This window comes from Streptomyces litmocidini (assembly GCF_014649755.1).
GTDB lineage: Bacteria > Actinomycetota > Actinomycetes > Streptomycetales > Streptomycetaceae > Streptomyces > Streptomyces litmocidini.
The window spans coordinates 98,930-111,474 of record NZ_BMTQ01000006.1; the positions used below are offsets into that span (position 1 = coordinate 98,930).

At 66.4% G+C, this 12,545-nt stretch carries 23 protein-coding genes; all 23 read right to left on the bottom strand.

What is annotated here, in order from left to right; all coding sequences use genetic code 11:
- Positions 1–50: 50 nt before the first annotated feature.
- Complete coding sequence (locus IE180_RS15410; RefSeq protein WP_190157449.1) at positions 51–698, bottom strand: adenylate kinase; 648 nt, start codon at positions 696–698, stop codon at positions 51–53.
- On the bottom strand, positions 698–2,017 hold the full coding sequence (secY, locus tag IE180_RS15415; RefSeq protein WP_123454685.1) for a preprotein translocase subunit SecY: 1,320 nt from the start codon (positions 2,015–2,017) through the stop codon (positions 698–700). Before secY ends, IE180_RS15410 begins: the two co-directional genes overlap by 1 nt.
- A 589-nt stretch (positions 2,018–2,606) precedes the next feature.
- A complete protein-coding gene (gene rplO / locus IE180_RS15420; protein ID WP_190157450.1) occupies positions 2,607–3,062 on the bottom strand; it encodes a 50S ribosomal protein L15 in 456 nt (151 codons plus the stop codon).
- Between the two features lies 1 nt (position 3,063).
- Complete coding sequence (gene rpmD, locus IE180_RS15425) at positions 3,064–3,246, bottom strand: 50S ribosomal protein L30 (protein WP_041130781.1); 183 nt, start codon at positions 3,244–3,246, stop codon at positions 3,064–3,066.
- Positions 3,246–3,848, bottom strand: a complete 603-nt coding sequence (gene rpsE / locus IE180_RS15430) for a 30S ribosomal protein S5 (RefSeq protein WP_007265914.1) — start codon at positions 3,846–3,848, stop codon at positions 3,246–3,248. The genes rpmD and rpsE overlap by 1 nt, the downstream gene beginning before the upstream one ends.
- Positions 3,849–3,893: 45 nt before the next feature.
- Complete coding sequence (rplR, locus tag IE180_RS15435; protein ID WP_030687809.1) at positions 3,894–4,277, bottom strand: 50S ribosomal protein L18; 384 nt, start codon at positions 4,275–4,277, stop codon at positions 3,894–3,896.
- 3 nt (positions 4,278–4,280) lie between these two features.
- On the bottom strand, positions 4,281–4,820 hold the full coding sequence (gene rplF / locus IE180_RS15440) for a 50S ribosomal protein L6 (RefSeq protein WP_190157451.1): 540 nt from the start codon (positions 4,818–4,820) through the stop codon (positions 4,281–4,283).
- A 21-nt stretch (positions 4,821–4,841) separates the two neighbouring features.
- Positions 4,842–5,240, bottom strand: a complete 399-nt coding sequence (gene rpsH, locus IE180_RS15445; RefSeq protein WP_041130779.1) for a 30S ribosomal protein S8 — start codon at positions 5,238–5,240, stop codon at positions 4,842–4,844.
- A 206-nt stretch (positions 5,241–5,446) separates the two neighbouring features.
- Positions 5,447–5,632 carry a type Z 30S ribosomal protein S14 gene (locus tag IE180_RS15450; RefSeq protein ID WP_003948630.1) on the bottom strand — a complete coding sequence of 62 codons (186 nt, stop codon included), beginning with the start codon at positions 5,630–5,632 and terminating at the stop codon, positions 5,447–5,449.
- Positions 5,633–5,637: 5 nt separating this feature from the next.
- Positions 5,638–6,195, bottom strand: a complete 558-nt coding sequence (gene rplE / locus IE180_RS15455; RefSeq protein ID WP_123454681.1) for a 50S ribosomal protein L5 — start codon at positions 6,193–6,195, stop codon at positions 5,638–5,640.
- Positions 6,192–6,503, bottom strand: coding sequence for a 50S ribosomal protein L24 (gene rplX / locus IE180_RS15460; protein ID WP_015035583.1), 312 nt, complete (start codon positions 6,501–6,503; stop codon positions 6,192–6,194). The genes rplE and rplX overlap by 4 nt, the downstream gene beginning before the upstream one ends.
- 2 nt (positions 6,504–6,505) lie before the next feature.
- On the bottom strand, positions 6,506–6,874 hold the full coding sequence (gene rplN, locus IE180_RS15465) for a 50S ribosomal protein L14 (RefSeq protein ID WP_003956455.1): 369 nt from the start codon (positions 6,872–6,874) through the stop codon (positions 6,506–6,508).
- Positions 6,875–6,998: 124 nt separating this feature from the next.
- The gene (gene rpsQ / locus IE180_RS15470; RefSeq protein WP_123454679.1) at positions 6,999–7,280 is read right to left on the bottom strand and encodes a 30S ribosomal protein S17; all 282 of its coding nucleotides are present in this window, start codon (positions 7,278–7,280) and stop codon (positions 6,999–7,001) included.
- A complete protein-coding gene (rpmC, locus tag IE180_RS15475; protein WP_017239580.1) occupies positions 7,280–7,504 on the bottom strand; it encodes a 50S ribosomal protein L29 in 225 nt (74 codons plus the stop codon). The genes rpsQ and rpmC overlap by 1 nt, the downstream gene beginning before the upstream one ends.
- Positions 7,504–7,923 (bottom strand): 50S ribosomal protein L16, encoded by a 420-nt coding sequence (rplP, locus tag IE180_RS15480; RefSeq protein ID WP_017239579.1) that lies wholly within the window; start codon positions 7,921–7,923, stop codon positions 7,504–7,506. Before rplP ends, rpmC begins: the two co-directional genes overlap by 1 nt.
- A gap of 5 nt (positions 7,924–7,928) precedes the next feature.
- Complete coding sequence (gene rpsC, locus IE180_RS15485; protein ID WP_015035579.1) at positions 7,929–8,768, bottom strand: 30S ribosomal protein S3; 840 nt, start codon at positions 8,766–8,768, stop codon at positions 7,929–7,931.
- Positions 8,768–9,115: a 50S ribosomal protein L22 gene (gene rplV, locus IE180_RS15490; RefSeq protein ID WP_030208989.1), complete on the bottom strand. Its 348-nt coding sequence runs from the start codon at positions 9,113–9,115 to the stop codon at positions 8,768–8,770. Before rplV ends, rpsC begins: the two co-directional genes overlap by 1 nt.
- 42 nt (positions 9,116–9,157) lie before the next feature.
- The gene (gene rpsS, locus IE180_RS15495) at positions 9,158–9,439 is read right to left on the bottom strand and encodes a 30S ribosomal protein S19 (protein ID WP_015035577.1); all 282 of its coding nucleotides are present in this window, start codon (positions 9,437–9,439) and stop codon (positions 9,158–9,160) included.
- 12 nt (positions 9,440–9,451) lie between these two features.
- A complete protein-coding gene (gene rplB, locus IE180_RS15500; protein WP_030208986.1) occupies positions 9,452–10,288 on the bottom strand; it encodes a 50S ribosomal protein L2 in 837 nt (278 codons plus the stop codon).
- Positions 10,289–10,328: 40 nt separating this feature from the next.
- Positions 10,329–10,652, bottom strand: a complete 324-nt coding sequence (gene rplW / locus IE180_RS15505; protein ID WP_024755407.1) for a 50S ribosomal protein L23 — start codon at positions 10,650–10,652, stop codon at positions 10,329–10,331.
- Positions 10,652–11,302 (bottom strand): 50S ribosomal protein L4, encoded by a 651-nt coding sequence (gene rplD, locus IE180_RS15510; RefSeq protein WP_123454675.1) that lies wholly within the window; start codon positions 11,300–11,302, stop codon positions 10,652–10,654. The genes rplW and rplD overlap by 1 nt, the downstream gene beginning before the upstream one ends.
- 7 nt (positions 11,303–11,309) lie before the next feature.
- The gene (gene rplC, locus IE180_RS15515; RefSeq protein WP_030687820.1) at positions 11,310–11,954 is read right to left on the bottom strand and encodes a 50S ribosomal protein L3; all 645 of its coding nucleotides are present in this window, start codon (positions 11,952–11,954) and stop codon (positions 11,310–11,312) included.
- A 13-nt stretch (positions 11,955–11,967) separates the two neighbouring features.
- Positions 11,968–12,276 (bottom strand): 30S ribosomal protein S10, encoded by a 309-nt coding sequence (rpsJ, locus tag IE180_RS15520; RefSeq protein WP_003948644.1) that lies wholly within the window; start codon positions 12,274–12,276, stop codon positions 11,968–11,970.
- Between the last annotated feature and the right edge of the window lie 269 nt (positions 12,277–12,545).

Sequence of the window (12,545 nt, forward strand, 5' to 3'; positions counted from 1 at the left end):
GGCCGCGACGCCCCCGAGGGGCACCGCGGCCGTATCGAACGAACCGGGGGTTACTTCTTGAGCGCGGCCATCGCCTTGGCGGTGACCTCGTCCACCTTGCCGAGCGCCGAGATCGTCTCGACCAGGTTCTGCGCCCGGTAGTAGTCGATGATCGGCTCGGTCTCCGTGTGGTAGACCGACAGGCGCTTGCGGACGGTCTCCTCCGTGTCGTCGTCGCGCTGGTACAGCTCGCCGCCGCAGACGTCGCAGACGCCCTCGGTCTTCGGAGCGTTGTACGTCACGTGGAACACGTGCGAGGAGTCCTTGCGGCAGATGCGGCGACCCGCGATCCGCTTCACGACCTCGTCCTCGGGGACCTCGAGGTCCAGGACCGCGTCCAGCTCGATGCCGTCGGCCTTGAGGAACGCGTCCAGAGCCTGGGCCTGGGCCACGTTCCGCGGGAACCCGTCGAGCAGGAAGCCGCCCTCGGCGTCCGCCTGGCGCATGCGGTCCTCGGCCATCCCGATCGTCACGGAGTCCGGCACGAGCTGGCCGGCCTTCATGTACGACTGCGCCTCTACGCCCAGCGGCGTGCCCTGCGAGATGTTGGCACGGAACAGGTCGCCCGTAGAGATGTGCGGGATGCCCAGGTTCTTGGCGAGGTACGCGGCCTGCGTGCCCTTGCCCGCACCGGGCGGTCCGACGAGGACGATTCGCATCAGCGGAGGAACCCTTCGTAATTGCGCTGCTGGAGCTGGCTCTCGATCTGCTTCACGGTCTCCAGCCCCACACCCACGATGATGAGGATGCTCGTCCCGCCGAAGGGGAAGTTGGAATTGGCCCCACCGAAGCCTGCCAACGCCATCGTCGGCACAAGAGCGATCAGACCCAAGTACAGCGAGCCCGGCCAAGTGATCCGGTTGAGCACGTAGCTCAGATACTCGGCAGTAGGTCGACCAGCCCGGATACCCGGGATGAAGCCACCATACTTCTTCATGTTGTCCGCAACTTCCTCGGGGTTGAACGAGATCGCCACGTAGAAGAAGGCGAAGAACACGATCAGGAGGAAGTAGGCGGCGATGTAGTAGGGGTGGTCACCCTTGACGAAGTGGGCTTCGATCCAGGTCTTCCAGCCCGCGGTGCTGTTCGAGAACTGCGCGATCAAGGCCGGGATGTAGAGCAGCGACGACGCGAAGATGACAGGAATCACACCGGCCTGGTTCACCTTCAAAGGGATGTAAGTGGACGTACCGCCGTACGACCTGCGGCCGATCATGCGCTTCGCGTACTGGACCGGGATGCGGCGCTGGGCCTGCTCGACGAAGACCACGAGGGCCACCATCACGAAGCCGATGAGGATGACGACGCCGAACTCGATCCAGCCCTGGGCGAGCTTGCCGCTCTTCTTGATGGCCCACAGGGCGCCGGGGAAGCCGGCCGCGATCGAGATGAACATCAGGATCGACATGCCGTTGCCGATGCCGCGGTCCGTGATCAGCTCGCCGAGCCACATGACGACGCCGGTGCCCGCGGTCATGGTGATGACCATCGTGGCGATGGTGAAGATCGACTGGTCGGGCACGACCTGGTCGGCGACGATGCAGCCGCTGAAGAGCGCACCGCTCTTGGCGGTCGCGACGAGACCGGTGCCCTGGAGGATGGCGAGGGCCACGGTCAGGTACCGGGTGTACTGCGTGATCTTGGCAGTGCCGGCCTGACCCTCCTTCTTGAGGGCTTCGAGGCGCGGGATCACGACGGTCAGCAGCTGCAGGATGATGCTCGCCGTGATGTACGGCATGATGCCGAGCGCGAAGATGGTGATCTGCAGCAGCGCTCCGCCACTGAACATGTTGACCAGGCCGAACAGGCTGTTGTTGCCCTCGCTGGCCTGCTTGACACACTGCTGGACGGCCTCGTAGCTGACGCCGGGGACCGGGATGTGGGCCCCCAGGCGGTACAGCACGATGATGCCGAGCGTGAAGAGCAGCTTCTTGCGCAGGTCGGGCGTCTTGAACGCCCGGGCGAACGCGGTGAGCACGGTGCCTCCTGCGACCCCCGCGCTATGCGTCAAGGGTGACGGTCTTGAGGTTCGACGATTGGTTATCGGTCTTCGCTCCCGTGCGGGCATACCGCACGGAGTTTAGACAGTGAACGCCACCTTACCGGCGACCATGCCCCCCTAGGAACGACCAACCGAGGATGCACCTTTTGGGAGGCCTCCCCGGTGGGAAGGGGCTCCCCGGTCCCGGGCGTGCGACCGCGGCCGGACGTCCGTTCCGACCAGGAGCCGTCCCGGCGGCGCGTCCCGCCCCGGAAGGCCGGCCGAGCCGGTTCCCGACCGACCGGGCGGGACGCCCCGGCGCCCGCCTTTACCACTTCCGGGGGAACCCCCGTGGGGACGCCGCCCACCGGAGCGGCCGACGGTCCGCCGTCCCTCCACCGGGGCGCCCCGGACCGAGGACTCCCCGCGGCCGTCGACGGCGGTCCGACCCGTCCGCCAGGCCCGTCCGACGACGGGGCCCGCGGGCCCGCCCCGTCCGCGGCCCGGTCCCCCGGCGTACGAAAAGAAGCCCGGCCGGCTCCCCCGAGGGGGAACCGGCCGGGCTTCTTCAGCTGCCGACCGAGGCTCAGACGAGCTCGGTGACCGTGCCGCCGGCGGCGGCGATCTTCTCCTTGGCGGAGCCGGAGACGGCGTCGACCGTCACCTGCAGCGCCACGGAGACCTCGCCCTGGCCCAGGACCTTGACGAGCTGGTTCTTGCGAACGGCACCCTTGGCGACCAGATCGGCCACCGTGACCTCGCCACCCTGCGGGTAGAGCTCGGCCAGCTTGTCCAGGTTCACGACCTGGTACTCGGTGCGGAAGGGGTTCTTGAAGCCCTTCAGCTTCGGAAGACGCATGTGGAGGGGCATCTGCCCACCCTCGAAGCGCTCCGGAACCTGGTAACGGGCCTTCGTACCCTTCGTACCACGACCGGCCGTCTTACCCTTCGACGCCTCACCACGACCCACACGGGTCTTGGCGGTCTTGGCGCCCGGGGCGGGACGGAGGTTGTGGGCCTTCAGCGGGTTGTTCTCCGCCATGTCAGTCAACCTCCTCGACCGTCACGAGGTGGCGGACGGTGTGCACCATGCCGCGGAACTCGGGGCGGTCCTCCTTGACAACCACGTCACCCAGGCGCTTGAGGCCCAGGGAACGGAGGGTGTCGCGGTGGTTCTGCTTGCTGCCGATGTACGACTTCGTCTGCGTGACCTTGAGGCGAGCCATCACACACCCGCCCCAGCACGCGCACGGAGCAGAGCCGCGGGAGCGACGTCCTCGAGGGGCAGACCACGGCGAGCCGCGATCTCCTCGGGACGCTGCAGGCCCTTCAGGGCCTCCACGGTCGCGTGCACGATGTTGATCGCGTTGTCGGAGCCGAGCGACTTCGACAGGATGTCGTGAACGCCGGCGCACTCCAGGACGGCGCGCACCGGGCCACCGGCGATAACACCGGTACCGGGGGAAGCAGGCTTCAGCAGGACAACGCCGGCCGCCTTCTCGCCCTGGATCGGGTGCGGGATGGTGCCCTGGATGCGGGGAACCTTGAAGAAGTTCTTCTTGGCTTCCTCGACGCCCTTGGCGATGGCCGCGGGAACTTCCTTGGCCTTGCCGTAACCGACACCTACGGTGCCGTCACCGTCACCCACCACGACGAGCGCGGTGAAGCTGAAGCGACGACCACCCTTGACAACCTTGGCGACGCGGTTGATCGCGACAACGCGCTCAACGTACGCGGTCTTCTCGGCGGCAGCGCCACCGTCGCGGCCCTTCCGGTCCCGCCGCTCGCCGCCACCGGCACCGCTTCCGCGGCGCTGGGGTCCAGCCATTGGATTACCTCTCTCTGTTACGTCCGTTAGTCCCGGAACCGGGGCTTAGAACTTCAGCCCGGCTTCGCGGGCGGCGTCAGCCAGAGCGGCAATGCGCCCGGCGTACCTGTTGCCACCACGGTCGAACACGACAGCCTCGACGCCGGCGGCCTTGGCGCGCTCGGCGACCAGGGCGCCGACCTGCTTGGCCTGCGCGGACTTGTCACCCTCGCCGCCGCGGATCGACGCGTCCAGGGTCGACGCCGACGCAAGGGTGTGACCCTTGAGGTCGTCGATGACCTGAGCGGTGATACCGCGGTTGGAACGCGTCACGACGAGGCGCGGACGCTCCGCCGTACCCGACACGTTCTTGCGGATGCGGATGTGGCGGCGCTTCTTGGCGGCGCCCTTGTAGGCGTCGCCCTTGGCGATCTTCACACCGTATGCCATGGCTTACTTACCAGCCTTTCCGACCTTGCGGCGGATGACCTCGCCCGCGTACTTCACGCCCTTGGCCTTGTAGGGGTCGGGCTTGCGAAGCTTGCGGATGTTGGCGGCGACCTCGCCGACCTTCTGCTTGTCGATGCCCTCGACCGAGAACTTGGTCGGCGACTCGACCTTGAACGAGATGCCCTCGGGCGCCTCGACCACGATCGGGTGGCTGTAGCCGAGCTGGAACTCCAGACCGGAGCCCTTCGCGGCCACGCGGTAACCGACACCGCTGATCTCGAGCGCCTTCACGTACCCCTGGGTCACACCGGTGATCATGTTGGCCACCAGCGTGCGGGACAGGCCGTGCAGGGCCTTGTTCTGACGCTCGTCGTTCGGACGGTTGACGTTGAGCACGCCATCCTCGCCCTTAACGATCTCGATCGGCGCGGCGACGGTGTGGGTCAGGGTGCCCTTGGAACCCTTGACCGTGACCGTGCGGCCCTCGATGGTGACGTCCACGCCGGCGGGAACCGTGATGGGGAGCTTGCCAATACGCGACATTAGCTATTCCTCCGTTCCCGACTACCAGACGTAGGCGAGGACTTCCCCACCCACGCCCTTCTTCTGCGCCTGCTGACCGGTCAGGAGACCGTGGGACGTGGAGATGATCGCCACGCCCAGGCCGCCGAGGACCTTCGGCAGGTTGGTGGACTTCGCGTAAACCCGGAGGCCCGGCTTCGAGATCCGCTTGATGCCCGCGATGGAGCGCTCACGGTTCGGACCGAACTTCAGGTCGAGAACGAGGTTCTTGCCGACCTCGGCGTCCTCGACCTTCCAGCCCGTGATGAAGCCCTCCTGCTGGAGGATTTCCGCGATGTGAGACTTGATCTTGCTGTGCGGCATCGTCACGGAGTCGTGGTATGCCGAGTTCGCGTTACGCAGACGAGTCAGCATGTCCGCGATCGGATCAGTCATGGTCATGAATTGGCCTTCGGCCTCTCTCGCCGGGGTTTCCAGTGCGCCATCCCTCTCCCCACACAGGGGCGGGACGGGTGCGGCGCGGGGACCTACGGCGTAGTAAGTCGTACGGGCGGCGGACGCCCAACCCCACAAGCCTAAGGCATGCGGGGGTGGGCCTCCGCCGACCCAATGCTTACCGAGAGACTCCGGTCATCCCAACTAGGGGATTACCAGGAGCTCTTGGTCACGCCCGGCAGCTCGCCACGGTGAGCCATCTCACGGAGGCACACGCGGCACAGGCCGAACTTGCGGTACACGGAGTGGGGACGACCACAGCGCTGGCAGCGCGTGTAGCCGCGCACGCCGAACTTGGGCTTGCGGGCAGCCTTCGCGATGAGAGCCTTCTTCGCCATCTCGCTTACGCCTCCTTGAACGGGAAGCCGAGGTGACGCAGAAGGGCACGGCCCTCGTCGTCGTTGGTCGCCGTGGTCACCACGGTGATGTCCATACCCCGGACACGGTCGATCTTGTCCTGGTCGATCTCGTGGAACATGACCTGCTCCGTGAGACCGAAGGTGTAGTTGCCACGGCCGTCGAACTGCTTGGGGGACAGGCCGCGGAAGTCGCGGATGCGCGGGAGCGCGAGCGACAGGGTGCGGTCCAGGAACTCCCACATGCGGTCGCCACGGAGCGTGACGTGGGCACCGATCGGCTGACCCTCGCGCAGCTTGAACTGCGCGATGGACTTGCGGGCCTTGGTGACGGCCGGCTTCTGACCGGTGATCGTGGTGAGATCGCGGATCGCACCGTCGATCAGCTTCGAGTCACGGGCGGCGTCGCCGACACCCATGTTGACCACGATCTTGACGAGGCCGGGGATCTGCATGACGTTCTCGTACTTGAACTCGTCACGCAGCTTGCCCGCGATCTCCTCGCGGTACTTCGTCTTGAGACGCGGAGTGGTGGTAGCCATCAGATGTCCTCACCCGTCCGCTTGGCAACGCGGATCTTGTTGCCCTCGTCGTCGAAGCGGTAACCGACACGCGTGACGACCTTCTTGCCGTCCTTCTCCACGACCAGCTGGACGTTGGAGACGTGGACCGGAGCCTCGGTCGTGACGATGCCACCGGCCTGCGAGGGGCCGGCCTTGGTGTGCTTCTTGACCCGGTTGACACCCTCGACCAGGACGCGGTTCTCGCGGGGGAAGGCCGTGATGACCTTGCCCTGCTTGCCCTTGTCCTTACCGGTGATGACCTGGACCAGGTCGCCCTTCTTGATCTTCATGCTTACAGCACCTCCGGCGCGAGCGAGATGATCTTCATGAACTTCTTCTCGCGCAGCTCACGGCCGACCGGGCCGAAGATACGGGTGCCACGAGGGTCGCCGTCGTTCTTGAGAATGACGGCGGCGTTCTCGTCGAAGCGGATGTACGAGCCGTCCTGGCGGCGGCGCTCCTTGACGGTGCGAACGATGACCGCCTTGACGACGTCACCCTTCTTCACGTTGCCACCGGGGATCGCGTCCTTGACGGTGGCGACGATGACGTCACCGATGCCCGCGTAGCGGCGACCCGAGCCACCGAGAACACGGATGCAAAGGATCTCCTTGGCACCAGTGTTGTCGGCGACACGCAGTCGCGACTCCTGCTGGATCACGTCTATCTCCTGATTGTCTGCCGGTTCCCGGCAGGGGCACCGGGGTGCCCCTGCCGAGCCTGGCGGAACTGACCTGAGGGAAACCCCTCAGGCTGAACTTTGGATTTCCCTTGCGGGAAATTCCTTACTTGGCCTTCTCGAGGATCTCGACGACGCGCCAGTGCTTCGTGGCGGACAGCTTCCGGGTCTCCATCAGGAGGACGCGGTCGCCGATGCCGGCAGCGTTCTGCTCGTCGTGAGCCTTGAGCTTGTTCGTACGGCGGATGACCTTGCCGTACAGCGCGTGCTTGACGCGGTCCTCGACAGCGACGACGACGGTCTTGTCCATCTTGTCGCTGACGACGAGGCCCTCACGGACCTTGCGGGCGTTGCGCTCGGTCTTCTCAGTCACGTTGTTCTCGCTCATCAGGCGTTCTCCACCGTCTCGATGCCCAGCTCGCGCTCACGCATCAGGGTGTAGATCCGGGCGATGTCCTTACGGACGGACTTGAGCCGACCGTGGTTCTCGAGCTGGCCCGTCGCCGCCTGGAAGCGGAGGTTGAACAGCTCTTCCTTGGCCTCGCGGAGCTTGTTGAGAAGCTCCTCGTTGCCCAGCTCGCGCAGCTCGGACGCCTTGGTACCGGCCGACATCACAGCTCACCTGCTTCGCGCTTCACGATCTTGCACTTCATCGGCAGCTTGTGGGCCGCACGGGTCAGGGCCTCGCGCGCGATCTTCTCGTTCGGGTAGGACAGTTCGAACATCACCCGACCCGGCTTGACGTTCGCGATCCACCACTCCGGAGAACCCTTACCGGAACCCATGCGGGTCTCGGCGGGCTTCTTCGTCAGCGGGCGGTCCGGGTAGATGTTGATCCAGACCTTGCCGCCACGCTTGATGTGGCGGGTCATCGCGATACGAGCCGCCTCGATCTGGCGGTTGGTCACGTACGCCGGCGTGAGGGCCTGAATGCCGTACTCGCCGAACGCGACCTGCGTACCACCCTTGCTGGCGCCGGAGCGCTTCGGGTGGTGCTGCTTGCGGTGCTTGACCCTACGGGGGATCAGCATGTCGGTCAGGCCTCCGTTCCGGTGCTCTCAGCCGGAGCAGCGGCGGCAGCCTCGGCCTTGGGGGCCTCGGCGGCCGGAGCCGACTGCTGCGGCTTGCGGCCGCGGCCGCCACGCTCGCCACCACGGCCACCACGGCCGGCGGGGCGGTCGCCGGCGCCGGCGCCACGGGCCGGGCGGTTGCCCGCACGGGCGGCGGCGTTCTCGGCGCGGACCTCGGCGATGTTCTTGACGTCGCCCTTGTAGATCCAGACCTTCACGCCGATGCGGCCGAAGGTCGTCTTGGCCTCGAAGAAGCCGTAGTCGACGTTCGCGCGGAGCGTGTGCAGGGGCACGCGGCCCTCGCGGTAGAACTCCGAGCGGGACATCTCGGCGCCGCCGAGACGACCGCCGCACTGGATCTTGATGCCCTTGGCGCCGGCCTTCATCGTGCCCTGCATGCTCTTGCGCATGGCACGACGGAAGGAGACGCGGGAGGAGAGCTGCTCGGCAACGGCCTGGGCGACCAGCTGGGCGTCCATCTCGGGGTTCTTGACCTCGAGGATGTTCAGCTGGACCTGCTTGCCCGTGAGCTTCTCGAGGTCGCCGCGGATGCGGTCGGCCTCGGCGCCACGGCGGCCGATGACGATGCCCGGACGGGCGGTGTGGATGTCCACACGCACGCGGTCACGGGTGCGCTCGATCTCGACCTTCGAGATGCCGGCGCGCTCCATGCCGGACGTCATCATCCGACGGATGGCGACGTCTTCCTTGACGTAGTCCTTGTACAGCTTGTCGGCGTACCAGCGGGACTTGAAGTCCGTGGTGATGCCGAGTCGGAACCCATGCGGGTTAACCTTCTGGCCCATTACCGGGTTCCTTCCTTGCTGCTGACGACCACGGTGATGTGGCTGGTCCGCTTACGGATCCGGTAGGCGCGGCCCTGGGCACGCGGACGGAACCGCTTCAGGGTCGGGCCCTCATCCACGTACGCCTCGCTGATGTACAGCGAAGAGGCGTCACTGTGGTCGTAGTTGTGCGCGGCGTTGGCGATGGCGCTGTCCAGCACCTTGCCAACCGGCACGCTCGCGGCCTGCGGGGCGAAACGCAGGACCGCCTGAGCCTCCGTGGCGTCCATGCCACGGATAAGGTCCACCACGCGGCGGGCCTTCATGGGCGTGACGCGGATGTACCGCGCCTGGGCCCTGGCTTCCATGGTTGTCCTTCCAGTGTCTGTCATGGTCATTCCACCCCGCTGTTAGCGGCGCTTCGACTTCCGGTCGTCCTTCACGTGACCCCGGAAGGTGCGCGTCGGCGAGAACTCGCCGAGCTTGTGGCCGACCATCGACTCGGTGACAAACACCGGAATGTGGGTCTTGCCGTTGTGCACCGCGATCGTGTGGCCGAGCATGGCCGGGATGATCATCGAGCGACGGGACCAGGTCTTGATGACGTTCTTGGTACCGGCTTCGTTCTGGGCGTCCACCTTCTTGACGAGGTGGCCGTCGACGAAGGGTCCCTTCTTGAGACTGCGCGGCATCTAAACCCGCTCCTAGCGCTTCTTGTTCGTCTTGCGGCGGCGGACGATGTACTTGTTCGAAGCCTTCTTCGGCGAACGAGTACGACCCTCCTTCTGACCCCACGGGGAGACCGGGTGGCGACCACCGGAGGTCTTGCCCTCACCACCACCGTGCGGGTGGTCGACCGGGTTCATCGCCACACCGCGGACGGTCGGGCGAACGCCCAGCCAGCGCTTGCGGCCGGCCTTGCCCCAGTTGATGTTCGACTGCTCGGCGTTGCCGACCTCGCCGATGGTGGCGCGGCAGCGGGCGTCGACGAGACGGATCTCACCGGACGGCATGCGGAGGTGGGCCATCGTGCCCTCCTTCGCCAGCAGCTGCACGGAGGCACCGGCCGAGCGGGCGAACTTGGCGCCGCCACCGGGACGGAGCTCGATCGCGTGGATCGTGGTACCGACCGGGATGTTGCGGAGCGCCAGGTTGTTGCCGGGCTTGATGTCCGCGCCCGGGCCGTTCTCGACGCGGTCGCCCTGGGTCAGACCCTTGGGGGCGATGATGTAGCGCTTCTCGCCGTCCACGTAGTGGAGGAGCGCGATGCGCGCGGTGCGGTTGGGGTCGTACTCGATGTGAGCGACCTTGGCCGGCACGCCGTCCTTGTCGTGACGACGGAAGTCGATCACACGGTAGGCGCGCTTGTGGCCACCGCCCTGGTGACGGACGGTCACACGACCGGTGTTGTTACGGCCGCCCTTGCTGTGCAGGGGGCGGACCAGCGACTTCTCCGGCGTGGACCGCGTGATCTCGACGAAGTCGGCTACGGAGGAGCCACGGCGGCCCGGCGTAGTCGGCTTGTACTTGCGGATTCCCATTTCTCAGTCCTCGTCCGATTCCGGACGATCCAGACCGCCGTTAGGCGGTCGGACCGCCGAAGATGTCGATACGGTTGCCCTCGGCAAGGGTCACGATGGCGCGCTTGGTGTCCTTGCGCTTGCCGAAACCGGCCTTGGTGCGCTTGCGCTTGCCCTGGCGGTTGATCGTGTTGACCCCGGTGACCTTGACCGAGAAGACCGCCTCGACGGCCTGCTTGATCTGGGTCTTGTTGGAGCCAGGCGCGACGATGAACGTGTACTTGTTCTCGTCCAGCAGGGCGTAGCTCTTCTCCGAGACGACCGGCTTGACGAGAATGTCGCGCGGGTCCGAGAAGGTCTTGCTGGTGACGACGGCCTCAGTCATCAGGCGTCGCTCCCTTCGGTCTCAGCGGTCTGGGGGCCAGACACGAAGGACTCGAGGGCGGCCTGGGTGAAGACCACGTCGTCGGAGACGATCACGTCGTACGTGTTGAGCTGGCCCGGCTCCAGGATGTGCACCTGGGGCAGGTTGCGGGCGGACAGCCACGCGGCCTCGTCGGAGCGCTCGGCGACCAGGAGCAGGTTCTTGCGCTCCGAGATCTTGCCGAACAGCGTCTTGGCGGCCTTGGTGGAGATCTCACCCTCGACCACGCCGGTGACGACGTGGATGCGGGAGTGGTTCGCCCGGTCCGACAGGGCACCGCGGAGGGCGGCGGCCTTCATCTTCTTCGGGGTCCGCTGCGAGTAGTCACGCGGCACGGGACCGTGCACGACGCCACCACCGGCGAACTGCGGGGCGCGGGTCGAGCCCTGACGGGCGCGGCCGGTGCCCTTCTGGCGGTAAGGCTTCTTGCCACCACCGCGGACTTCGCCACGGGTCTTGGTCTTGTGCGTGCCCTGACGGGCCGCGGCCAGCTGCGCGACGACGACCTGGTGGATCAGCGGGACGCTGACCTTGGCGCCGAAGATCTCCTCGGGGAGCTCGACGGTCCCGGCCTTGTCGCCAGACGGCGAAAGGATGTCAATGGTGCTCATCGGTTCCTCAAACCCCCTTGGCCGCGGTGCGGACCAGGACGAGGCCACCGTTGGGGCCGGGGACGGCGCCCTTGATGAGCAGCAGACCCTTCTCGGCGTCAACGGCGTGGACGGTCAGGTTCTGGGTGGTCACACGCTCGTTGCCCATGCGACCGGCCATGCGCATGCCCTTGAAGACACGGCCCGGGGTGGCGCAGCCACCGATCGAACCGGGCTTGCGGTGCACGCGGTGGGCACCGTGCGAGGCCTTGCCACCACGGAAGTTGTGGCGCTTCATCGCACCGGCGAAGCCCTTGCCCTTGCTCTTGCCGGTGACGTCGACCTTCACGCCGGCCTCGAAGACCTCGGCGGTGATCTCCTGGCCGAGCGTGTACTCGGAGGCGTCAGCGGTGCGGAGCTCCACCAGGTGGCGGCGCGGGGTGACGTCGGCCTTGGCGAAGTGACCCTTGAGGGGCTTGTTCACCTTGCGCGGGTCGATCTCGCCGAAGGCGATCTGGACCGACTCGTAGCCGTCGACGTCGTTCGTACGGACCTGGGTCACGACATTCGGACCGGCCTTGACGACGGTCACCGGGACGACCCGGTTGTTCTCGTCCCAGACCTGCGTCATGCCGAGCTTCTCGCCCAGGATGCCCTTGATGTTCTTAGCCATCTCGCGCGTCACCTCAGAGCTTGATCTCGATGTCGACGCCCGCCGGCAGGTCGAGGCGCATGAGCGAGTCAACCGTCTTCGGCGTGGGGTCGAGGATGTCGATGAGGCGCTTGTGCGTGCGCATCTCGAAGTGCTCGCGCGAGTCCTTGTACTTGTGCGGCGACTTGATGACGCAGTACACGTTCTTCTCAGTGGGCAGCGGCACCGGGCCCGCGACCGACGCACCAGTGCGGGTCACCGTCTCGACGATCTTCTTCGCCGAGGAGTCGATGACCTCGTGGTCGTAGGCCTTGAGCCGGATGCGGATCTTCTGTCCCGCCATGGCTACTAGTAGTCCTTTGTCTCGTTAACGCTCTGGAACCCGGTGCGTTCGCGGTTTCCTCCGACCCACGCGGTCGGGCGTGTCGCGCTCCCTCTACGCAGAAGTCCCTGAGGACTTCCCAACCAAGGGGGCGCGGTCGCCATGACCGCAGTTCGGGGGCAATCACCCACCGGGTGCCTGGTCGGCACCCCGCTGACGCTTCCCAGAAGATTCCCGTACGTCCGCCCCTGAGAAGGAGCGACGAGTACTGTGGGACTCGCTTCCGGTCC